Origin of the sequence: Paenibacillus xylanilyticus (genome assembly GCF_047246825.1) — a bacterium.
GTDB lineage: Bacteria > Bacillota > Bacilli > Paenibacillales > Paenibacillaceae > Paenibacillus > Paenibacillus xylanilyticus_B.
This window is the reverse complement of record NZ_JBFOLB010000001.1, coordinates 2752583-2775837: the sequence shown is the minus strand read 5'-3', so window position 1 is coordinate 2775837 and position 23255 is coordinate 2752583. Positions and strand designations below refer to the sequence as shown.

Here is a 23255-nt window from a genome sequence, read left to right as displayed (position 1 = left end):
ACTGGCAGAAGATTCAGACGGCTTTAGTCGTTCCCTACCCCTTGTTCGTTTATTGGTGGCTAAGAGCTTTCAATGGTTTTCTCAGGTTCTCCATGGTCCACAATTGACGTCATAGTTTACTTTGGAAGGATTGGGAGGAATGACAAGAACGTAGTCGTTCTGCTGCTCTTCCACCGTACGGATCTTCACCTGTTCCGGAATATCAATGCCGAATGCATCGCGAAGTGCCTGTTTTGGATTGGAGTGCAGTTGTTGTCTGAAATGCTCATCGGTCCAGGCCTTCTCAATAATATCCTCATGCAATGTTCTCTCGGATACCATCATTGTTCAACAATCCCTTCTTATATGAAATTTGAACTTTCACAGCTTCATGACTTCCCGCGGGGGGTTAAGGCATGTTCGCTGATCCAGTAATGAAACCCGCCTTGATGAAGCAATCTTTTATGCTGCTTGATCGCCTCGACAGCTTGTACAAGTGTCTTGCATAAGTGAGTATTAAAAGCAAATAAGTGCGAAATTCCTGAGTTAGACGATGTTAGCGTATCGTGATATCGGTAAGCAATCGCAATATATGAGTTCATGATGGAGGTACTGTACATGTTGTCCCAGATCTGATCGCTTATCGTTCGTGCAGGATAAGGTAGTTTAAGCGCAGCAGAGACATGGGAAAGAAAACTATTGTAATTTCCCTGCGCTGCATCCTGATCCATGTCGTTAAAATCATCTGTCATCTGAAGGGTCATGAGTGAGATGTTAACAGCAGGACATACTGCAGCTATTCGGTGTGTTTGGTTCAGAAGAAGAAGTGCACCTACGGCTCCGAGCTGAAGTGGGGCTGCTTTTTGGGCAATGAGAAGCGGGTTGTCCTTGAAGTAATCCATCTGTTTCTCGCCGTTAACACTTACAGCCCAATCCGCTACATATTGTCTGAAGTACGTCCAAAACTGGGAGGGCGGGCTAAATAAGTCTGAGTATACACGTAAAGCATCCATATAGTATAAATTACCCAAGGATAACTTAAGCGTACTGTCGTCAGGACGTTCATCCATAACCTCATCCAGATTGAGAAAGTACATCATATGAATCAGACAGGCCGTGCTTAACTTGTGTGCAGTCTGTGAGGGGAGTCCGTCTGAAATCTGCATCCAGAGCGGAATAATGTAGCCGATATAGCTGTGACCTGAATCACGTAACAGGGGATTAATCAAATGAAGTTGTTCCAGTGCATGTCCTGCCATCGGTTCAGGATAGTTCTGCACCAGCTGCTCGGCAGCAGCGAACACCACCTCCAAATCGGATCTAAACGGATCAAACCATTCTCTCCGCATCGTTTGCTTACGCCCTTCCTGCAATAAAATGATTAAGGACTATTCGACTAGATCATGGAGTTATACCCAGTATAGCGGATATGAATTGAAAAAAATAGGATCTTTTGTGATGAATTGTGAAATAAATGATGACATTTTGTATTTTTATGGGATAAAAAAGAGGGATTTAGGCTCAAACTAGAGGTAGATCACAGTATTTCGACATACGAAAGGCGGAAAAGAAATGAAACACAGATGGAAAACATGGTTGGCAAGTGGTATGGCAGCCATATTCATATTAGCGGTATCGGGAAATGCTGTCTCTGCAAGTTCGATAAAAAAGCCCGACAGTACTGACCAGAGAACCCCAGCTGCCTCCACGAGTGACAAGCATCCGTGTATGCAGGCAGGGCATGGATTATTTATGATAGGGGAAACCGCTGATCTGCTCGGAATCGGGTTAAGAGACCTGAAAGAGCAGATGGAGCTTGGAAAGACGTTGACTCAGATTGCCAAGGAGCGCAAGGGCCTTAGCGAAGAACAGTTACTGCAGAAGCTGAAGCCATCTCTTGCAAAACGTCTGGATCAAGCAGCGACAGATGGTTGCTTAACCAAGGAGCAGGCCTCCGCAGCCAAGGCTGGCATGGATGAAAAGTTGAAAAAGGTCATCAATACCCCGCTCAGAGAGCTGCGGAAGGAATTTGCAGGTCATGGAAGAAGACATCCTTCCTTGAACCACAAGACGATTGCCCAATTTATCGGCATCACTCCTGAACAGCTTCAGGAACAATTGAAAAGCGGCAAATCGCTTGCTGAAGTTGCCAAGGCACATGGGATCAGTGAAGCACAATTAATTGATAAGCTAAAGGAGCAATTGACCGGTGACCTGCAGCGGCTGGTGAACCGTAAAGGCGGGGCACACCCGGTCCCACGGGAGCAAGCGCCAGGGCACCCGGCTTCGACCGAGTCCGATTGATCTATGTATACGCAGGGCGCCAGTCTTCCTTGGGAGACTGGCGCCCTGTTTTCGTCAATTCGTATTAAAAGCCAAGGTTACCGAATTTCGTTTGCGAGGCGAGGTCTACACATAATCTAACCATCCTAGCTTGTTTCCCCGGAATGGCTTGCATGAATCGGTGTAACGGGTCCGGGCTTTCTTCGGGGATCCATTCCATCCAAACCATGAACAGGCGAGTTGTGTTTTCTCTTACGCTGCAGCCCAACGGTATAGCGGGAACCCGGTAACCGTGAAAGTCCGCAGCTAATCGCCAGCGCTATGGCTGCCGTCACCAGGAATGACAGCAGGGTTATCGGCAGATGCCAGCCACCCAGCTGGAGTGGTCTGGTGAAATAGGCGATTGCATAGATGATTAATGCATGCACGAGATATCCGCCGAAAGAATAACGGCCGATCCAGGTCAGCAAGTTCAGGAACTTCGTTGTTTTGCCCCTTAAAAGGATAAGGAACCCATATAACATGAACATCTGCGCCATGATAATAATGAACGTTGTCGGCTTCAGATAGGTCGATATATTCAGATTGACGACATCTCCAGATCCTCTAAGCACATCGTAACCCAGCCAGATGTACATGCCAATGAATACACATACCATCCAGGGCAGTGCCCGAACGCTCCAGTTTCTCCATGTATCCACGGCCCATGCACATACGGCACCCAGCAAAAAGTAGAACCAGTACATCACCCAGGAGTAGGAACGATACTCCAGCAATGTCGACCAGGGCTGAGAAAAAGATGCTGTCCAGCCGCCCATGTCATAATAGGACCACTTCATCAGCAAGCCATATATTCCCGCTGCAATCAGAACAAGGAACAGGACGGAACGAGTAGGTGTTATCCTGGTTATTTTAATGATCTGACGATACACCGATTGGACTCCGATCCAAAACAGAGGAAATAACACGTAAAACTGAAAAATCATAATGACAAACCAGAGGTGATACCCTGTCTGCGGGATAAAGAGCTCACGGATCAGGCTGCGTACATCGAGCGTACCTGAGGTCCAAAATTCAGGCGTGAAAATGCGGACAGACAGCCAGTAGATCAGCGTCCAGAGGACAAACGGGACATAGATATCTCCGAACCGTTTGCGGATGAACCGGGTGTATTCCGGCCGTGCCTGACGATGATGATAAAAGAGCATTACACCGGACAAAAAGACAAATGTCGGCGTTCCGAACCGGGTCAAATGATAGATCATGGTCAGCATGATGGAATCCGGTTGTTCAATATCCGAACGATAGATATATTCAGCGATGTTGTGCTGCATAACGATGGCGAGAAACGCGATCCCTCGCAGCTGCGTCCACTCTTCTATACGCGGTTTACCCAAGTGTGGACCGCCTCCTTCCAACATACATGATCATTAAAGGTTACTCTTTCAACATTAAGAGGAGATTAAATGGTGAAAATAGGATAAAAAAAAGGCAGCCATTAAGGCCGCCGTCATTAGGTTTATTATTGCTGCGCCTGAGCATCTTCATCAAACAGATTCTGAATATAGGCCTGGAGTTTGCTCTTATCCACACCTAAGACTTGAGCAGAACCTGCTAGCTCGTTGGTTAACAGTTTAGTTGGCGGGATCTGCTGTTTGTCCACTTCATTCACATTAATATCAAACCCGAGTGAGGCCAGCTTCAGCATCTGTGTAGGACTGAGGTCTGTCTCAATATATGGGGCAACAGCCTCCAGGATGTCCGGGATTTTAAAAAGTGACGTGGTGCTTTGCAGCTTCTTGGCGAGCTCAGTCATGAAAATTCGCTGCCGCTCGGTACGGGTGAAATCCGAGGTGGCATCATGCCGGAAGCGCACATATTGAAGGGCCGTTTTGCCATCCATATGCTGAAGTCCTTTTTTTAGATCAATATCGTACATATGTTTATCGGCTTTGCTGGTGTAATACATGTCTTTTTCCACATCAATATCTATACCATCCACAGCATCGACAAGAGCCATAAATCCGATGAAATCGGTGTATACGTAATGCTGGATCGGGATGCCGAGCAGATTGCTTACGGTTTGTTTGGTCAATTCTGCGCCGCCGTAGGAAAAGGCAGCGTTAAGTCTGCTTTTGCCATGTCCGGGAATTTCCACATACGTATCTCGCAGGACGGAGAATAAATGCGCTCGTTTGGACACGGGATCAATGGAAGCCACCATCACGGAATCCGAGCGTCCTGCATCGTCACCTCTGGAGTCACCCCCGAGAAGCAGGATGTTTACCCGTTCCTTGCCTTCCCACTTGGGAATCGGAGTTGTTGGAGTGTCGTTGCCAGGGTCTGTCTGAGGAGTGGATGTGGACGATGAGGAAGTACCTGAAGCGGTTGAGATGCTATTGGCAAAATGAACAATGGAATATCCGTAATATACAAGGACACCCGTTACGGTAAGTGCCAGGGTCAGGGTCGTCCCCCACAACCATTTTTTAAGCATAATCTTCACCTTTCTATTATTGAACTGATATGTAATCCAAACTATTTTAACAAAAAGTAAGGAAAAAGTCCTCTTTGATTTCGAATATTCGGTCAATAGTCGTATTATTTGACAAATAGTTAGCGGGTATTATAGTGTAAAAACGGATCACGTTTTATGTAATGGAGGTATGAACACAGTTATGAATCAATCTGTCTTTAACTGGATCAATCAGTTTGCGGACCGGGTTCCGCTTCTGGACTGGTTCATGATTACTTCAGCCGAATATGCAGTGTGGGTTATGATTGCCCTTCTGGTTATGGTCTGGTTTCTGGGTAATCCGTCCAAGCAGCGTATTGTCTTTTATGCATGTGTAGCGTCCATTTTGGCCCTTTCTCTTGCCAAGTGGGGCATTTCTCCGGCAGTAGGTCATCCAAGGCCGTTCGTGGAAGGGAATGTGCATCAGCTGGTGCCGCATGTACCGGACCCTTCTTTTCCAAGCAAACATGCCTCGTTTGTATTTGCGCTTGCTGCCGCTTCATTTTTCATCGGACGCCGTTTCGGATTATGGATGCTGCTGCTTGCCGTATTGACGGGGGTCTCGCGTGTATATGTAGGTGTACATTATCCGGGAGATATTCTCGGTGGGTTCATTCTGGGCAGCCTGGTCAGTGTCATTCTGATCACGACACGTAATTATACCAAGTCGATTCCTGATTTCTTTATCAACATTCATCAGCGGGTTTTTCGGTAGAATTGGACGGGTGCGATTAAGTGGAAAAGGATGCACATTTACATTAAAGTCTTGAGTTTTTGGCGTTGCCAAAGACTTAAGGCTTTTTTGTTTTTATTTCGAAGTTATATGAAATTTCTGAAAATTAAATTTGGATATCTACAATTCATGTCGATATGTGTCGATATACTATTCATATATATTGGTTTATGGCCAAGTTGAGGAGTGGGGAATATGGAAAATACGCGGGGAAACGTGTTGGGGAAAATGAGGTTAACGATTCGCATGAAATTGTTGGCTGGGTTTCTGGTTGTGGTTGCATTGCTTGCGTTTGTAACTACTTATGCGTTGACTCAGATTCAGGGGATGTCAAAGACTTCTGAAGAAATCGACCAGATGTGGATGCCCAGCGTCAGCCTGCTTGGCACGATGAATGGTGATGTTTCCGATGTGGAGCGTCTGGCTCTCGCGGTTATTGTTGAGACAGATGAAAGTGAAATTGCGAAGATGAATGAGGCTTTGGAGCAGCTCAAAGTCAAGATAGAGGATGAGCGCAAACAGCTAGTTCCGCTAATAGAAGGCAGTGCCGACGCGATTGCGCTGTATGATACGTTCAGCACAAACTATGAGGCCTACTTGGCGAAAATGCCTGAATTTATCGAGCTGGGTATGGCTAACAACTATGGTGAAGCCAGCAGACTGCATACAGAAGCCTATCCATTATGGTTTACAGCCAATGATACACTTGCCCAACTGATTACGATGGGCAATGAATTATCGGGACAGGCTACAAAGGATTCTCTGGACGAAGCAAACACTGCATTTATTGTCATTTTGGTAGTCACGATCATTTCCTTCCTGCTCGCCGTATTTATTGCATTCTTTATTGCTAGCATTATCTCAAGACCGATCCAGAAGATGAATGCCTCGGCGATGCTTATTGCAAACGGTGATTTAACCGGTGAAACGATCACACTTAAAAATAAAGATGAGCTTGGCACGTTGGCTGCTTCCTTCAACACGATGACAGGAAACCTGCGTGCAATGATTCACTCCGTCTCTATGACTTCCGAACAGGTAGCCGCTTCTTCGGAAGAACTGCTGGCGAGTGCAGAGCAAAATACGCAAGCATCCGAGCAAATTTCCGCGACGGTTGAGCAGCTGGCTGTGGGCACTTCGGATCAGGTGAACATGGTGAAACGTTCCTCCCAGGCGATGAGTGAGATGGCCATCGGTTCGGAACAGATTGCACAGCTTGCTCAGAGCGTATCCGTATCTGCTGTGGATGCAGCGAATCAATCAGCCGAAGGGAATATGATTATCCAGCAGGCTGTGGAACAAATGGGTTCCGTCCGTACCAGCATAGCGTCTTTGACGGAGCTGGTTACCGGGTTGGGAGATCGTTCTGCAGAGATTGGCAGTATCACCGAGGTAATCAACAATATCGCCCGTCAAACGAACCTACTTGCATTGAATGCGGCTATTGAGGCTGCGCGTGCAGGTGAGCATGGCCGAGGGTTCGCTGTAGTTGCCGGAGAAGTACGTAAACTGGCCGAGGAATCCTCGGAATCCGCGCAAAAAATTACGGAACTGGTACAGCTCATCCAGAATGACACGAACCATGCGGTACAGGCGGTTAAAGTGAACAGCAGTGAAACGGAAGCAGGAATAGAAATGGTAACTGCAGCGGGACAAGCGTTTGAACAAATCTCGGAAGCAGTGAACAAGGTTGCCGGTGAAATCCAGGAAGTCTCTGCCGGATCGGAAGAAATGTCAGCAAGCACGGATGAAGTGGTCCGGTATGTGGATCAGATCTCCAATATTGCGGAAGAGGCATCAGGTGGAGTGCACAATGTATCTGCAGCAACTGAGGAACAGCTGGCTTCCATGGAGGAGATAGCATCGTCGGCAGGCTCTCTCTCCAAAATGGCTGAAGAACTGCAGGAACAGATCAACAAATTCAAAGTATAGAAACTATCAGAGACTGTTACTTCATGCGCGCGAACCGGCGTCATGAGTAACCGTCTTTTTTTACTCTAAGGTAATATTGACCTATCTATTTTTAGAGAAGAGAAGGAATGCCTGAATTAGCTGTTAGGAATTTGAATCAATAAAGCGGCAGTTTTTGCTGATTTTGGACGTAGTAATGTTTACCACTTATGGAATTTGCAATAGTGATGATGGGTATATGGACCTACATCCTAATGTAGTTGAAATAAACTACCCGTAACGGCTGGAAACGAAGTGGTATCAAATAGTTACAATATTTTAACCTTTAGAAAACACTTCATATTCCTGCTGTTTTTCATGTGGATGACGGTTTCATTCCTGATTCTTAGTGCTCAAATGGCCTGAGATGAATACAGGACTTTGGTCTGATGATCGCAATGGACAGCCCGTTTACAATGGGGCAAGCCCGGAGAGAACGAAGCCAGGTTAAAATTCTGTAACATCAGGGGGAACACGACATCATGAACTGGAAAAGTAAAATCATTACCGCGAGTCTAACAGCAACGATGCTGATGGGAAGTCTGACGACAGGAGCACTAACGGCACCGGTATCCGCAGCAACGGTTGAAAACGCGAAACTGAAAGTGGTCTGGGGAGTTAACATGCGTACTTCACCTTCAGCTTCTGCGAGTGTTGTTCGTATGGTGGCCAAAGGGGAAACGGTTACTGTACTTCAACAATCCGGATCAGCATGGTATAAAGTGAAAGATTCCAGCAACCGGACAGGATACATATCCTCTTCTTCTAAATACACACAAGCCGTTAGCGGCAGCACGACCACATCAGGTTCGGGCAGCAGTACTTCTGAGACAGGCAGTGCAGCTGTAGAGAAAGTTATTGCGGCTGGCATGAAATATTGGGGAACACCTTATGAATTCGGAGCGAGCAGAAACAGTACCGCTACGTTCGACTGCTCCAGCTTTGTCCGCCAGGCATTTATCGATGCACTCGGAATCAAGCTTCCTGCAGATTCACGCCAGCAGGGCACTTACGTAAAAGGCAAAGGTGCCGTTAAGACGGATTGGACCAAACTGAAGCGTGGGGATTTGATGTTCTTCATGTCGTATAAAGGCACGAAATCTTCCTCTTACGCTGGGGTTAACAAGTCTACTGCAAGAATTACGCATGTCGGAATCTATCTTGGAGGCGGAAAGGTATTGCACACCTATTCCAACGCTGGTGGCGGAGTAACGACCAGTGACATTTCGGGCAAGCACTGGGAATACCGCTTCCTCTATGGCGGAAGTGCACTGTAAGATCAGCAAAAGGCCAATTTCGGAGCTCACGCAGAATAAATAGGATCGTGAGACAGGAAATTTGGATACAGCAAAAAACCTTCCATCATTGCCGAAACGGCAGATGGAAGGTTTTTTGGTTCCTGTTTTTAATCCTGGTAGTAGAGACGGAATAGAATATCCTGATTATAGTTACCGAATCCTTCACCGTATAAGGTAAGGCCGCCCACATGCTGTGCGTCCTCTTCAACCGACAGCCGCAATGTCCATTGATTGCGTTCCACCGGAATATCCGAGAGTGTGACTTCAGATACACGCTGCCCATCAATAAATGTACCTTCCTGGGTAATTCGCAGCACCTTAAGCATGCCGTATTGATTGACACTCTCACTCCACCAGTCAGGGGTAAATACACCCCGTCCATTCCCCGAATCACCCGGACTTGTCCATTCACCCACAACTATCCCATTGAGCATAAAAGTAATATCCGAGGGCCAATTCGGATTGACCGAAGGCGCTTCAGAACCGATCTCCAGAGAAAGCTCAATCGAGTTGATCTGCTGTCCGGATAAAATGTAGTTTGGAATTTTGTATTCCACAAATCCGCGTCCAAACCAGAGAATATGCGCATGCATCCGTTCCGGGTCAAGGAAGTATCGCGGATCGTCGTATTGCCCAATCACATGGCTGGACGTAGCCAGACCACAAGTGGGATATACGTCAAAATGGGTGTAATGTCCGACTGGAACGGCGACTTCGTGAACCTTGCTGGATGTTCCGGTTTCCTGCGGCATGGAGATACCAATCCAATCAATGGCGAGGCTGTTCATTTTGTGAGTACCGCCATCCTTGCGGACCATCTTGGACTGGATGATGCCCACATCCTGTAGCTTGCGAACGTGCATCGTTACAATCGCACTGCTTAGGCCAAGGGAGGCCGCGATATCTTTTACGTTCATCGGGTTCTCCGCAACAAGTCGTATAATCTGCAAACGGACCTCACTGGCGAGTGCTTCATATAGGGGCAGCCATTCTGCATCAGTATTTGCTTTAATCAAGGGGGTTCCTCCATTATCAAGTTCTAGAATTAAGTTAAACATAAATCCATCCAAAACAATAACATTTTTAAAAATTCAGGTTGAAATTGACGTTATAATCGATTTTAATATAAATATGAACGTTGATCCATAGATTATCAATTAATTTTTATATTAATCTTAAGGAGCTGAACTTCACGATGGTAAAAGCAAAAATGACGGTAGACAAGGATTTCACAATTGGTGTAGTTGACAAACGTTTATATGGTTCATTCATTGAGCATCTCGGACGTGCCGTATACGGCGGTATTTATGAGCCAGGACATTCCTCGGCAAACGAAGCGGGATTTCGTACGGATGTGCTGGAGATGGTCAAGGAGCTGCAGGTTCCGATTGTCCGTTATCCTGGGGGAAACTTTGTATCCGGTTACAATTGGGAAGATTCCGTAGGCCCTGTGGCTGAACGTAAACGCAGACTTGAGCTGGCCTGGAGAACCATTGAGACCAATGAATTCGGTTTCAACGAATTTGTGGACTGGTCCAAACTTGCGAATTCAGAAGTGATGATGGCCGTCAATTTGGGAACGCGGGGCGTGGATGCAGCCCGGAACATCGTGGAGTACAGCAACCATCCGGAAGGTTCGTATTACAGTGATCTGCGGATCAAACATGGTTACAAAGAGCCTCATGCGGTCAAAACATGGTGTTTGGGTAACGAGATGGACGGCCCATGGCAGATTGGTCACAAAACGGCAGAAGAATATGGACGGGTTGCGCTGGAAGCGGCCAAAGTCATGAAATGGACAGATCCAACCATTGAACTGGTTGCCTGCGGAAGTTCATCACTGGGTATGCCGACATTCCCGGAATGGGAAGCAACGGTGCTCGATCATACCTATGATCATGTTGAATACCTGTCTCTCCATCAGTATTACGGCAACGCGGATCAGGATACACCAACGTTCCTGGCGCGTTCGTTGGAAATGGATCAATTTATAGAGACGGTCATGGCAACCTGTGATTACATCAAAGCGAAGAAGCGCAGCAAGAAAACGATGTATCTGTCCTTCGACGAGTGGAACGTATGGTACCACTCCAACGAAAGTGACAAGAAGTTGGATCCGTGGCAGATTGCGCCTCCACAGCTGGAGGACGTATATAACCATGAAGATGCGCTGCTTGTCGGCTGTATGCTGATTAGCATGCTCAAGCATGCGGATCGTGTGAAGATGGCTTGCCTGGCGCAGCTGGTCAACGTTATCGCTCCGATCATGACGGATACGGGTGGTGCGGCCTGGAGACAGACGATTTTCTATCCGTTTATGCACGCTTCTGTTTTTGGACGCGGAACAGCGCTTGTGCCGCTGATTCAATCTCCGAAATACGATACCAAACAGATTACGGATGTGCCGTACCTGGAAGGTATTGCGGTTCATAATGAAGAGCAGGGTGAAGTGACTGTATTTGCCGTAAACCGCCATCTGGAAGACTCACTCCAGCTTGAAGTGGATCTGCGCAGTTTTGGTCAATGCAGCCTGCTGGAGCATATCGTATTGGAAAGTGATGATCTCAAAGCAGCGAATACCGCTGCACAGCCGAATCGCGTAGCTCCGCATAATCGTGGTGGTGCAGAAGTGTCAGGTACTCTGGTTACCGCAAGTTTGGCGAAAGCTTCATGGAACGTCATTCGACTGAAAATTCAGCAATAGCATTGAAGGTTCAAGATAAAAAGACTGGATGCGAATCAAACGCATCCAGTTTTTCTCTTTTTTAAGGGTGACTTTTATTTCCCGCCAGTTCACAACTTCGAATCAAAGACGAAGCTTTCGCCATCCCGGGGAATGAGCACCTGTTCGTGCAATTGTTCGGAAGCCAAATAACTGGAGAGATCCGTGCGGGACATCATGCAGTGATTAATGGCATCCATATGAACAGCAATGACATGGGCACCCGGTGCTTGTCGTTTCACTGCAGCTACATCAGAACCGTCCATGGTGATCGGATCGCCATGGGTAAAACGGGCGCCTCCCGCATTTACAACAATCACTTCGGGTTGATAGCGCCGAATAGCCTCAGCCGGTTCATCGCACCAGATCGTGTCCCCTGCAATATACGATCCGGGTTCCCCGTCTGCTTCCAGCACAAAACCCGACACCTTACCCATTCGTTCCCCAATTTCTCCTGTACCATGCTGCCCAGCTGTTCGTGCAAAACGAACAGAGTGGTATTCATGTTTCTCATCCACGGCAGTAACGTTGGTGAAACCGGCCTCGATAAATACGTTCTCATCCCCCGGCTGACACAGGAGAGGCACATCCTTGCGAAGCTGTTCCGCAGCCGCAGCATCCCAATGGTCCACATGGGTATGAGTAACAATGACTAGATCCGGATTCGTGTAATCTGTCTCCGTTTCCGGCAAGGGAACTCTCGGATTCCGCAAATCATTGGGTGTGTCAGGAAAAGCAGGCATGACCTCAGGGTCCATAAACATGGGATCAACGAGGATGTTCAGATTTCCATATTCCAGCCATAGGGTGGCATGTCGAATCAATTGAATTTTCATTGAACCTGCACTCCTTCAAGATGTAATGATATTCTCCTATATGTTATACAACCCGTTTTCGCGATGAATTACACGCCGATAGAATATTAAAATGAGATAGGTAATCTCATTTTAAGTATTTCATTGTTGCTGCTCACGCAGGTTCTCCTCCTTATTAATCATCTGCCCCAAAAGTGAAAAAATATGCCGCACTGCAACGCAGGCGGCATATATAGGCGTTCGTTTATCCTGAAATGGCTGTGCCACCGCCGGCTTCCCGTGCATGGGTGTACAGATCCGCGTAGATACCTTTGGCTTCAATCAGATGCTGATGCGATCCTTCCTCGACAATTTCGCCATGCTCCATAACCAGAATACGGTCGGCGTGCATAACGGTAGACAGGCGATGCGCGATGACAATTGTGGTTCTTCCCTGAGAAACGGTTTCCAGCGCTTGTTGCACCAGCTGTTCTGTATGGGAATCCAGATTGGCGGTAGCTTCATCGAGAATGAGGATTCGTGGCTGGAATACCACAATCCGGGCAAAAGAAATCAGCTGGCGTTCCCCGGCAGACAGGCCGCTCCCTCGTTCGGAGAGACGGGTATCATATCCCTGCGGCAGTCGTGAGATCATGACATGTGCTCCTACAAAACGGCAGGCTTCAATGGCCTGCTCTCTCGTAATATCCTCGCGAAACATGCGGACATTGTCAATAATGGAGCCTGAGAACAGAAAAGGTTCCTGCTGAATAAGGCCCACGATCCGGTGAAGTTTGGCCTGAGGCAGCCGCCGAATGTCTATGCCGTCAATTTCGATGCTGCCCTGATTAACATCGTAGAACCGATTAAGCAGGGAGATCAATGTACTTTTTCCAGCTCCCGTTGTTCCCACAATGCCGACCATTTCCCCTGGATAGAGGTGCAAATTCAGATGTCGAATGAGTGGGCGGTCTGCTCGATAGCCGAACGACACATCGTTAAAATCAATTTGCCCCATCACGTCACGGGGCTCCAGTGAGGAGGCCGTTCCGGTTTTCGGATCAGCGACTTCCGGACGGGTATTTAGAATGTTCCAGATTCGATCCATGGAAACGGTGGTGGATTGGAACGTATTCCATTGCATCGTAATTTGGTTGATGGGCTGAAAGAACTGGCGGATATAGCTGATAAACGCGTAGAGCACCCCGACCTGCAGCGACTCACCCAGCACGGCACGTCCGCCAAGCCAGACCATCATCACCAGAGCCGCATTGCCCAGGATGTCAAACGTTCGGTTAAAGATGACATTGGAGCGGGCCTGGGTAATGTTGGCCTTTAAGTGAAGCTTGTTCTGCTCCGTGAAGCGTTTCTTCTGTTCTTCCTCCTGATGGAAAGCCTGAATCAGAAACATGCCGGACAGATTCTCCGCCGTAAACGCAATCAGACGGGAGAGACGGGTACGGGCATTCTGATAGGCTTGGCGCAGCTTGCTGCGAAACAATACCGCAACGATGGCAATCACAGGCAGCACAATCAGGGAGTACCCTGCGAGTACCGGATCAAGCTGGAACATAAAGAAGATAATGAGCACCAGCATCATGCCGTCCCGAATCAGGCTGAGCAGAACCTGAGTGAAGAAACTGCTGATCGTCTCCGTGTCGCTGGACACATTCGTGACCAGGCTGCCAATATGGAAGCGGTCGAAGAAGGACATGGACATTTTGGAGATATGCCGGAAGAGGTCTTTGCGAATGCGAGAGACGATGTTCTGCCCGACATGCTGCAGCAAGTTATTTTGTACATAGGTGAAAATAAAGCTGATTACAGCCAGGGCCAGATAGACGGCAGCCAGTTTCACGAGAAATCCCACGCTGGTCTGGCCAATCGCCAGATGATCATCGATGGCTATCTTGACCAGATACGGCTGGAGCAGATCGGCAGAGATCCCGAGCAAGGAGCATAAGAAGATGCCCAGAAAGGCAAACCGGTGTGGTTTGGAGTAGCCCATCATCGCTTTAAAAGAAGAACGTTTACCGCTCTCTTTTACTGAGGCTGAATCAGCATTGTTCCCGGATGGAGACTGCGGTGCGGAACTCGTTTCAGTATGGCTCCGACCCTTATGATCCTTCATGATGCAATCCCTCCTCCTGCAAACGGTAGGTTGCAGCATACAACCCTTCGGCAGCCATCAATTGTGAATGAGTTCCCTGTTCTGCAATTCGTCCTTCATCAAGCACGATAATTTCATCCGCATGACGGACGGCACTGATGCGGTGAGAAATGATAAGGGTAGTCTTGCCTTTGCCGATTTCCCGCAGGCTGCGCAGAATGCCGCTTTCGGTGACAGCGTCGACCGCACTCATGCTGTCATCCAGAATGAGGACCTGCGCTTTTTTGATCAATCCACGAGCCAGACTGGTTCGCTGACGCTGACCACCGGACAATGTTAGTCCGCGTTCACCGAGCAGCGTGTCGAATTGATCCGGGAAACGAATAATGTTGTCGTAGATCATGGCCTGCCTTGCACTGCGTTCCACGGTATCCAGTGGTACCTCCCGGTCGCTGAATGCAATGTTGTCACGAATGGTGGTACTAAACAGGAAACCATCCTGCGGAACATAGGCGATGCGGGAACGAAGACTTTCCAGCGACAACTGCCGTATGTCCGTACCATTCATTTGGATCGTTCCTTCAGGCGGTTCATATGTACGAAGCAATAGTTTGACCAGTGTGCTTTTGCCGGATCCGGTTTTGCCTACAATACCCACGGTCTGTCCAGCCCCAATCTTCAGACTGATGTGTTTGAGTGCTGAAGCCGAACTGCCTGGATAGGAGAAGGACAGGTCATCAATGGTAATATCATTGACCGCACCGAGTGTTTTAGCCCCGGAAACTTCCCGCACATCCGGTTCTTCCGTCAGCAGATCGTTAACCCGTTCGAGTGATGCTCCCGATCGCTGCATGGTATTGATCACATTGCCAATCTGCTGAAGTGGTCCCATAATGATTCGCAAATATAATGTCAATGCGACAAAGCTTCCGAGTGTAATGGAATTTTGCATCGTCAGAATCCCGCCAACCAGAAGGGAAACGACCAGCGAAATGGCACCGAGCAGTGGAAGCAGTGCTTGGAACAGGGAAGAGAGACGAACAAGTCGTAATTGCTTTTCCTTAATGGCATCCACCGTTGCTCCAAATCGTGCCCGAGCGCCGTCTTCGATGGCGAAGGTCTTCGTCACGCGAATACCGCCCAGCTGCTCTTCTGCAGATTCGGTCATGCTCGCGAGTGCGTCCTGTACATCACGAGAACGCTTGCGAATACGGGGGCCGAAAAACACAACCAGAAAGGGAATCGCCAGCAAGGGTACGATACTGATCAGAATAAGACTCATCGGAATTCCGCTAAGCAGCATCATCACGATACAGGATAACAACAGGAAGGTGGCGTTTGTCATCATCGTCACTCCATTGGAAATGGCTTCCCGCACGGAGGTGACGTCATTCATGACATAACTGAGCAGCTTCCCGTTACCCTGCTTGGAAAAATAGTGCTCACTCAGTTCGGAAAACTTGCCGAATATGCGCTCACGTGTCATGAATTCGAAGCGGCGTCCAAGTCGCATTATCATGAACTGTCCTGTACCGAAGAGAAGGTTATAAGCGATGGCTATAGCCAGAAGCCACAGACTATACCGGATGACGGTGTTCATGTTAAGTGTATTCTGCATGAGCTGGTCCGTGAAACTGCCCAGAATTCGGGGTAAAGAGGCCTGACCGACATTGGAGGCAATAATCAGCACAACGGCAACCAGATACACGGGCCAATTGCTGACGACATAGCTTCGAAGTAATCCTGTCTTGGACATATGATGGGTTCTCCTTTGTTCAGGTGGAAGTTGGTTACGCTGCGGAGGCAAGAAAAGGGCCGACACCTGAAATTAGCGCGTCGTGCCCTCTTACTTTATGCGATCCCGTTTGCTGTTTATCCGTAAAACAAATGATTTCTTTCTTTTCTTATTTTTGCGCTAATCCGAATCATTGTCAACGAAGCAAGGAAGAAGGGCATAAAAGTGAAAGTTCACAGGCCATGCAGACATGGATATGTAGTTTTTTGCACAGGTATTGTCCTAATGTCGAATTCTCTGAAACATTTCCTGAAGGTATCCCGTCTGTAGGATTGAAGAAGTCAAAAATAGGGTTTACTAATCTTAGGAGGTGCCAGGAAATGAAACATAAAAAAGGATTGGCTGCAACACTTGCACTTTGCGTTTCTCTGACGGCAGGAGGTGCATCTGCACTCGCTTTTTCCGACATAAAAGATGAAGGACAAAAAACGATTGTGGATTCCCTGAAATCAAAAGGGATTGTCAGCGGTGTAACGGCAGATCTGTTCCGTCCGGATCTTGCGTTGTCCGAGCCGCAGGGTGTTCAACTGATTGTGAAGGCATTTGGATTGAAAAATGAATACGCTGCCGCTTCCGCGCAAAATAAAATCAGTCCGGATACATGGTACGCAGATGCGGTACAGGCTGCAACCCAGAATGGTCTGTCCATTCCGGTTGAATTGAATCCCCAAGGCAAGATGACACGTGAGCAGTTTGTGCTTTTACTTCACGAAGGCATTAACACAACCGGAAATTATCCGGTGATCATGCTGTATAATGATATTAAGGACGAAAATAAAATCGGTAAGGACGCCAAATCTGCAGTCCAGAACCTGCTGAACATGAACATCATTGAACTGGATAAGGACGGGAATTTCCGTCCAGATCAGTCGCTTACCCGTATGGAGGCTGCAAGCATGATCTTCAATGCACTTGAGTTTGTGGATAAACACGGCAATGGTGGCTCGGCAGAGCCCGCTCCGACGAATCCGGGCGAAGGCCAGCAAGCCATCGTACCAGAAGTGACAACGACCAAGGTTGACGACAAAACAACCAAGGTCAAGCTCACTGCTGAAATGCCTCATCCTGGTTACGGTTTGAAGATTGATGATGTCAAACTGGAAAAGGATGGACGTGCCATCGTGCTGTACTCCATCATTCAGCCAGATCCGGACATGATGTATCCGATGGTTATCACAGAGGTTACAGCGGAGACAGACATTCCGACCGGTTATACCGCTGAAGCTCAGCCTTCCGGCAAATAAACTGAACCGTTTCCGGTTCATCCTTTCAGGCATCGCTTCATGAAGGAACGATCAACTTGCTATAATATACTTAAAACCCACCGCAACCATGTAAACATGGACGGTGGGTTTTTGGTTTGTTTTTATTTCGCAGCCTGATGATTAATCTTGTGTTTTCAGTCAAAATCGATTCGATTAAAGCTTTGCTGTGCGGCACGTAGGGATTGAAGAATTCCAGGTAGATGCCCAGGGGTTTAAATGAAGTAACCATAGCGGCCTCAACAACGTATACAATCCATAGCGAAAGAATTAATCGAACATACAGGAGGATCACATATGGATTCGCGCGAGACATTGGATCAGGAGCTTGAACAGATTTTGAAGTGGGAAAACGAACAGAAGGACTTGTTTATTTGGGATAAAATCGGGCGTTTGCCATTTGCGATGCTGGATAAAGTAATGCCAAAAGCGATCAAACAAAAAATTGGTGACGCCTTGAACGAAGTTGGACAGTACGTGCAGAATGGCGGCAAATTTCTCGTTCAAAAAAAGAAGGTGGCCAAGCTGCTTCAAGAGGAAGCGGAAAAGTCCGGTTATTCCATGACAGACTATACCTACCGCCTGGAACAGGATGCCGAGGCAGAAGGGACCGCAAAAATTCATAGTGTGGAAAAGCTGCCACTTGAAGTTTTGGACCGTGTTGCCGACAATATTACCGAGAGCAGAACCAAGTTTGCCGCAGCACAAGGTGCCGCGACGGGAATTGGCGGAATTGTAACGATTGCAGCGGATATTCCGCTGGTGATGGGGCTTTCCCTGAAGGTACTTCAGGAAATGGCATTATGTTACGGCTATGATCCGGATGATCCCCAGGAGCGGATATTTATCGTTAAATGCCTGCAATTTTCCTCCGCCGATATTGTAGGCAAGAAGGCCATTATTGATGAACTGGCCGAGTACGACAATCCGGACAAGCAGGTACAGGTTGTTTCACAGATGCAGGGCTGGCGGGAAGTTTTCAATTCCTACAGTGAATCCTTTGGCTGGAAAAAGCTGTTCCAGCTCATTCCGATTGCCGGCATGGTGTTTGGTTCGGTGAGCAACAAAAATACGATTCGGGATGTCGCCGAAGCAGGTAAAATGTTATACAAAAAAAGGCTGATTCTTCAGCGCTTGAAGTAATCATTCACAACAAAAGGGTTCCCGCTTATCTGTATACCAGATGAAGGCGGAAACCCTTTTTGACTTTTTTGGATGCTATATAAATCTGAGTCAGAAGGATAAAGCAATTGGAGTGTAGCAAGGTACAAGGTCTACCTTGTTCAGATCACTCAGATCACTCATATCCCTTATTCCTCACTGCCGTTTTCTTCCGCCCAGCGTTTCAGTACCTTATCCGATGGGAGCAGGAAGGTGAATATGCCGATCAGCGGCAGGAAGCTGCACATCTGCATGACTGGAGATACACCGAACACGTCGATCCAGTTCCCCAGCACGAGTGCACCGAGCCCTCCCATACCAAATGCGAGTCCGGTGATCAGGCCGGAGACGGTTCCGATTTTGCCCGGAATGAGCATTTGTGCATACACCACGGTCACCGAGAAGCTGGACAGCATGATGAATCCGATAATGGTCAGCAGCACGCCGGTCCAGAACAGATTGGCATAAGGCAGCAGCAGGGCCAGCGGAGCAGCTCCGGCCATCGACAGGAAGATCATGTTGCGTTTGCCGAAACGGTCCGCGAGGGGGCCGCCGAAGAATGTGCCCAGTGCACCTGCAGCCAGGAACAGGAAGATGTAGATCTGTGCGTCTTCCGTGGACAGGTTAAACATATCCTTCAGATTAAACGCATAGAAGCTGCCGATGGAAGCGACATACCACGAACGGACAAAGACGAGCAGGATCAGAATGGTGATGGCAGCTGCAATTTTTTTGCGTAATGCCGGATTGGGGGCACGGCGGGCAGCCGCCTGTTTGCGCAGGTAACCTCCCGATTGCAGCATGCGGCCATACCAGCGCGCAATATAGATCTGTACCGCGATCCCCATGGCTGCAATGCCAGTGAATCCGATGGCACCAAACAATCCGAACGGGATGAAGATCCATCTCGTCAAGAGTGGAGCAAGAGACTGTCCGGCATTGCCACCCACCTGGAAGATGGATTGAGCGAGACCCCGACGAGGCCCTGCGGCCATATGAGATACCCGGGAACCTTCCGGGTGAAAAGCTGCTGAACCAAGCCCGACAAAGATAACGGAAATCAGGACAGCCATATAACTGTCGGCAAACGCCAGCAGAAGCATGCCGGTGAACGTGAATCCCATGCCAATCGGCAATATCGAAGGCGTCGGCTTCTTATCTGCAAACCAGCCTACAACAGGCTGCATAATGGATGCGGTAAAGTTGATGGCGAAGGATATCCATCCGATCTGTGTGTATGTAAGATGCATGGAGTCTTTCAGGATTGGAAAAATAGCCGGAATGACAGACTGGATTGAGTCGTTAAACAAATGAACCAGACTGATGGCAATCAAGATCCGGTAAACGGTGCTCTGGGCATCCAATCCGGGTTGGTTTTTCGAACGCATGGCAGCGTCCTTGGATAATGAAGTTTGCATGGACATGTACTTTTCTCCTTTGGTCGCGGTCACGAGAGATCAGCGCCTGATAATGTAGTGTGCCTAAGCATATTGTTACATAATAGGATAGATTGTTGGAAGCGACAAGGGGAAGAAGTGAAATAATGACATTCCATAGAGTATATTAACCGCTCTTGATAAGTTCGATCGAACCATTGAGCGATTCAGGGATTATATAAATAAAAGCCGAACTTCTTCTGAATGAAGCGTTCGGCTTTTAGGTGTTCTATTATTTTTCATATAACTGCACAGGAGGACAGAAGTGCCTGAAATTACCGGTTATCAATCGTTTCCGGATACATGTCATGATTCATCATGCGGTGTTCAGCCATCTGTTCATACTTGGTTCCTGGCTTGCCGTAGTTCGTATACGGATCGATGGAAATGCCGCCGCGCGGCGTAAATTTGCCCCAAACCTCAATAAAACGCGGATCCATCAGCTTGATCAGGTCGTTCATGATAATGTTCACGCAATCCTCGTGGAAATCCCCATGGTTGCGGAAGCTGAACAGGTACAGTTTAAGCGATTTGCTCTCTACCATTTTCACATCGGGAATATAGCTGATATAAATGGTGGCAAAATCAGGCTGACCTGTGATTGGGCACAGGCTCGTGAATTCAGGGCAATTGAATTTTACAAAATAATCGCGGTACGGATGTTTGTTATCAAAGCTCTCCAAAATGTCAGGATCATACTCAAACGTATATTTCACGCCCTGGTTGCCCAGCAGCGTCACATCTTTCATTTCATCAGGTTGTCTCGTCAATGTGTTAACTCTCCTCGTTCCGTTCAAGCGTGAAGCTTGCCGGTATATATAATAGGGATCCCAGGTCCTGAATTCAAAGTCTCTGGTTGTTCCCGAAAATTACATCATGCCGCCATGTTATCCATACTTGCATCAGACGCCGCGTTTGTTTCCCCACACCAAGGTGTGCAGCTGGGGAAGCACGCGGACATCGTTCAGGTCGTCCGATGCACTGACTTGATCAATCAGCCATTCATAACGGGCGAGCAGCGATGACGCCAAATCCGGCGTATCCGCAGAAGTGACATCCGGGTTACCGGTCTGCAAAAACAAATCAGTATCCGGATACCGTGCATGCACGCGGCGGGCGTAGTCCAGGTCTGTTTCATCGAAGATCACGATTTTCAGACTGTGGCTGCGTCCCGCATGTCCAGCGGATAATCGTCCGATCAGGTCATCCAGCACGTCCCAGTCCGTGTCCATGCCGGAGCTAGGCGGCTTGGGCGAGACCGTAACTTCGTCAATGTCTGCCAGCCAAGGCTGCCAGCGGGAGCCCTGGGTTTCCACCGCTGTGCGGATATCGTGCTCCCGCAGCAGGGAAACCAGACCGCCCAGCGAGGCGAGCAGGGCGGGGTTGCCGCCGGAGATGGTTACATGGGAGAAACGCGAACCGCCAACGCGGCGCAATTCTGCCCATACGTCCTCCGGCGTAATCATCCGGATTTGGTCCTTGCCACTGCCGTCCCAAGTAAAAGCCGAGTCGCACCAGGAGCAGCGGTAATCGCAGCCCGCGGTGCGAACAAACATGGTTTTCTGCCCGATCACCATGCCTTCGCCTTGAACTGTCGGACCGAAAATCTCCATTACAGGGATACGTGCTTCTTTGCTTCGTACGTTGGAAGCAGAAGCCGCGTTTTCTTGCACGCTACTCATCGATCATCCACTCCCGTCTAGCCTCGGCATAGCTGGTTGGTGTCTCGTAGAGGCGTACGAATTCGGTTCGGCCACCTTCAGTTAGCCCGGCATATGGCTCAGTCTGCAGCGCATGTTCCATCTGTTCGAACAGCCAGACGACCATATTCTCAGCCGTTGTATTCATAAGGGGAAGAGTCTCGTTCAGGTACTGATGGTCCAGATATCCTTCAATTTGTGTTTTCCATATATCCTTGATATGTCCAAAATCAACGGTCAGCCCGGTTTCACCCGGATAACCGCTAATGCCAAAAACGACTTTATACGTATGGCCGTGCAGGTTCTTGCACTTGCCTTCATAACAATGCAGATGATGTGCAGCATCAAAGGTGAATTCCTTGCTGACGAGTACACGTTTGCGGTGGTAACGCAGCTGTGAAGGCAGAATGTCCTCTCCAATCCGCTGCAAATGCTCAACAATGCGGAACGTTCCTGGCTCTCTCATCATACATCTGCTCCCACAGATCCGGCAGCGGAGCGCTGCTCAACATAGCGATCCAATCCTGCTTTGCGCAGTTTGCATGCAGGGCATTCACCGCATCCATCTCCAATAACCCCGTTATAGCAGGTCAGTGTCCGCTCGCGTACATAATCGAAGGCACCAAGGTCGTCTGCCATCTTCCACGTTTGGGCCTTATCCAGCCACATCAGCGGGGTATGAATGACAAACGGATAGTCCATCGACAGGTTGAGCGTCACATTCATCGATTTCACAAACGAATCCCGGCAATCCGGATATCCGCTAAAATCGGTCTCACATACACCTGTAACCAGGTGACGTGCTCCTTTTTGCTTCGCCAGGATGGCAGCAAAACTGAGGAAGAGCAGGTTGCGTCCATCTACAAATGTGCTGGGCAGCTCGCCTTCTTCATGAGTAATCTCGACATCGGTACGGGTCAGCGCGTTGGGCGCAAGCTGATTGAGCAAGCTCATGTCCAGCACGGTTTGCTGTACACCTAGATCACGTGCAATGGAGGCAGCACATTCGATCTCCAGTTTATGACGTTGTCCATAATCGAAGGTGACAACCTCGACCTCGGCAAATTGCTGCTTGGCCCAGAACAAACAGGTGGTACTATCCTGACCGCCGCTAAATACGACGACCGCTTTTTCTTCGTTCAACATAAAAAAACCTCTCCATCTTCTTAAGATCAATCCATGCATCTAGGCACAGAGTGTCGGAAGAACAGAGAAGTTCATGAACTGGCATCCATCAAAAAACACACCTTCCCTTAAACTGCAAAAAAGCAGCACGGTAAAAGTGTCCTTAGTTTTTTACGTACGTTATGCATCGTGTACGCAAGACTTGTAATGACCATTACAGGGTCAAGTCTTATAGAGGGAGTTCGCGAACCTCTCCCATGCCGAAGGCATGGATTTTCTTCTTCAATTGTCTGAACCATTATAACACGAAACCGCCCGGTGACCACCCCGCTTGTGTAATCAGCATTTTGCATAATTCGATTCCACTCGCTCCAGAGTGCAATATATAGACG

At 48.3% G+C, this 23255-nt stretch carries 20 protein-coding genes; 7 read left to right on the top strand and 13 right to left on the bottom strand.

Going from position 1 to position 23255, the window contains the following annotated elements:
• Positions 1–81: 81 nt before the first annotated feature.
• Positions 82–324, bottom strand: a complete 243-nt coding sequence (locus tag AB3N00_RS12435) for an NHLP leader peptide family RiPP precursor (RefSeq protein WP_175398105.1) — start codon at positions 322–324, stop codon at positions 82–84.
• Between the two features lie 44 nt (positions 325–368).
• Complete coding sequence (locus AB3N00_RS12430) at positions 369–1328, bottom strand: hypothetical protein (protein ID WP_413034786.1); 960 nt, start codon at positions 1326–1328, stop codon at positions 369–371.
• A 223-nt stretch (positions 1329–1551) separates the two neighbouring features.
• Here AB3N00_RS12430 and AB3N00_RS12425 point away from each other — a divergent pair, with 223 nt between their 5' ends.
• Positions 1552–2283: a hypothetical protein gene (locus tag AB3N00_RS12425; RefSeq protein WP_413034785.1), complete on the top strand. Its 732-nt coding sequence runs from the start codon at positions 1552–1554 to the stop codon at positions 2281–2283.
• 125 nt (positions 2284–2408) lie between these two features.
• On the opposite strand, the gene AB3N00_RS12420 is transcribed toward AB3N00_RS12425, so the two are convergent.
• Positions 2409–3659 (bottom strand): acyltransferase, encoded by a 1251-nt coding sequence (locus AB3N00_RS12420; protein WP_413034784.1) that lies wholly within the window; start codon positions 3657–3659, stop codon positions 2409–2411.
• A 125-nt stretch (positions 3660–3784) separates the two neighbouring features.
• Positions 3785–4759 carry an LCP family protein gene (locus AB3N00_RS12415; protein WP_413034783.1) on the bottom strand — a complete coding sequence of 325 codons (975 nt, stop codon included), beginning with the start codon at positions 4757–4759 and terminating at the stop codon, positions 3785–3787.
• 181 nt (positions 4760–4940) lie between these two features.
• Between AB3N00_RS12415 and AB3N00_RS12410 the strand changes: the two genes are divergently transcribed.
• The 3 genes from AB3N00_RS12410 (at position 4941) to AB3N00_RS12400 (ending at position 8737) form a co-directional block, all read left to right on the top strand.
• A complete protein-coding gene (locus tag AB3N00_RS12410) occupies positions 4941–5492 on the top strand; it encodes an undecaprenyl-diphosphatase (protein ID WP_413034782.1) in 552 nt (183 codons plus the stop codon).
• Between the two features lie 213 nt (positions 5493–5705).
• Positions 5706–7442: a methyl-accepting chemotaxis protein gene (locus AB3N00_RS12405; RefSeq protein WP_413034781.1), complete on the top strand. Its 1737-nt coding sequence runs from the start codon at positions 5706–5708 to the stop codon at positions 7440–7442.
• A gap of 500 nt (positions 7443–7942) precedes the next feature.
• The gene (locus AB3N00_RS12400) at positions 7943–8737 is read left to right on the top strand and encodes a C40 family peptidase (protein ID WP_413034780.1); all 795 of its coding nucleotides are present in this window, start codon (positions 7943–7945) and stop codon (positions 8735–8737) included.
• A 128-nt stretch (positions 8738–8865) separates the two neighbouring features.
• Here AB3N00_RS12400 and AB3N00_RS12395 read toward each other — a convergent pair whose 3' ends face one another.
• Complete coding sequence (locus AB3N00_RS12395) at positions 8866–9771, bottom strand: ArsR/SmtB family transcription factor (RefSeq protein ID WP_413035265.1); 906 nt, start codon at positions 9769–9771, stop codon at positions 8866–8868.
• 182 nt (positions 9772–9953) lie between these two features.
• Here AB3N00_RS12395 and AB3N00_RS12390 point away from each other — a divergent pair, with 182 nt between their 5' ends.
• A complete protein-coding gene (locus AB3N00_RS12390; protein ID WP_413034779.1) occupies positions 9954–11462 on the top strand; it encodes an alpha-N-arabinofuranosidase in 1509 nt (502 codons plus the stop codon).
• A gap of 89 nt (positions 11463–11551) precedes the next feature.
• Here AB3N00_RS12390 and AB3N00_RS12385 read toward each other — a convergent pair whose 3' ends face one another.
• The 3 genes from AB3N00_RS12385 to AB3N00_RS12375 all read right to left on the bottom strand — a co-directional run bounded on the left by AB3N00_RS12385 (position 11552) and on the right by AB3N00_RS12375 (position 16140).
• Positions 11552–12316: an MBL fold metallo-hydrolase gene (locus AB3N00_RS12385; protein ID WP_413034778.1), complete on the bottom strand. Its 765-nt coding sequence runs from the start codon at positions 12314–12316 to the stop codon at positions 11552–11554.
• Between the two features lie 223 nt (positions 12317–12539).
• Positions 12540–14405: an ABC transporter ATP-binding protein gene (locus tag AB3N00_RS12380; RefSeq protein ID WP_413034777.1), complete on the bottom strand. Its 1866-nt coding sequence runs from the start codon at positions 14403–14405 to the stop codon at positions 12540–12542.
• Positions 14392–16140 carry an ABC transporter ATP-binding protein gene (locus tag AB3N00_RS12375; protein ID WP_413034776.1) on the bottom strand — a complete coding sequence of 583 codons (1749 nt, stop codon included), beginning with the start codon at positions 16138–16140 and terminating at the stop codon, positions 14392–14394. The genes AB3N00_RS12380 and AB3N00_RS12375 overlap by 14 nt, the downstream gene beginning before the upstream one ends.
• Before the next feature lie 359 nt (positions 16141–16499).
• On the opposite strand from AB3N00_RS12375, the gene AB3N00_RS12370 reads away from it, so the two are divergent.
• Both AB3N00_RS12370 and AB3N00_RS12365 read left to right on the top strand, forming a co-directional pair.
• A complete protein-coding gene (locus AB3N00_RS12370) occupies positions 16500–17423 on the top strand; it encodes an S-layer homology domain-containing protein (protein ID WP_413034775.1) in 924 nt (307 codons plus the stop codon).
• A gap of 315 nt (positions 17424–17738) precedes the next feature.
• Positions 17739–18584 (top strand): EcsC family protein, encoded by an 846-nt coding sequence (locus AB3N00_RS12365; RefSeq protein ID WP_413034774.1) that lies wholly within the window; start codon positions 17739–17741, stop codon positions 18582–18584.
• Positions 18585–18751: 167 nt separating this feature from the next.
• On the opposite strand, the gene AB3N00_RS12360 is transcribed toward AB3N00_RS12365, so the two are convergent.
• The 5 genes from AB3N00_RS12360 to queC form a co-directional block, all read right to left on the bottom strand.
• Positions 18752–20026, bottom strand: coding sequence for an MFS transporter (locus AB3N00_RS12360; RefSeq protein WP_175398119.1), 1275 nt, complete (start codon positions 20024–20026; stop codon positions 18752–18754).
• 287 nt (positions 20027–20313) lie between these two features.
• Positions 20314–20787 (bottom strand): preQ(1) synthase, encoded by a 474-nt coding sequence (gene queF / locus AB3N00_RS12355; protein WP_413035264.1) that lies wholly within the window; start codon positions 20785–20787, stop codon positions 20314–20316.
• A gap of 153 nt (positions 20788–20940) precedes the next feature.
• Positions 20941–21720 (bottom strand): 7-carboxy-7-deazaguanine synthase QueE, encoded by a 780-nt coding sequence (gene queE, locus AB3N00_RS12350; protein ID WP_413034773.1) that lies wholly within the window; start codon positions 21718–21720, stop codon positions 20941–20943.
• Positions 21713–22204, bottom strand: coding sequence for a 6-carboxytetrahydropterin synthase QueD (gene queD / locus AB3N00_RS12345; RefSeq protein ID WP_154893068.1), 492 nt, complete (start codon positions 22202–22204; stop codon positions 21713–21715). Before queD ends, queE begins: the two co-directional genes overlap by 8 nt.
• Positions 22204–22881 (bottom strand): 7-cyano-7-deazaguanine synthase QueC, encoded by a 678-nt coding sequence (gene queC / locus AB3N00_RS12340; protein WP_413035263.1) that lies wholly within the window; start codon positions 22879–22881, stop codon positions 22204–22206. The genes queD and queC overlap by 1 nt, the downstream gene beginning before the upstream one ends.
• Between the last annotated feature and the right edge of the window lie 374 nt (positions 22882–23255).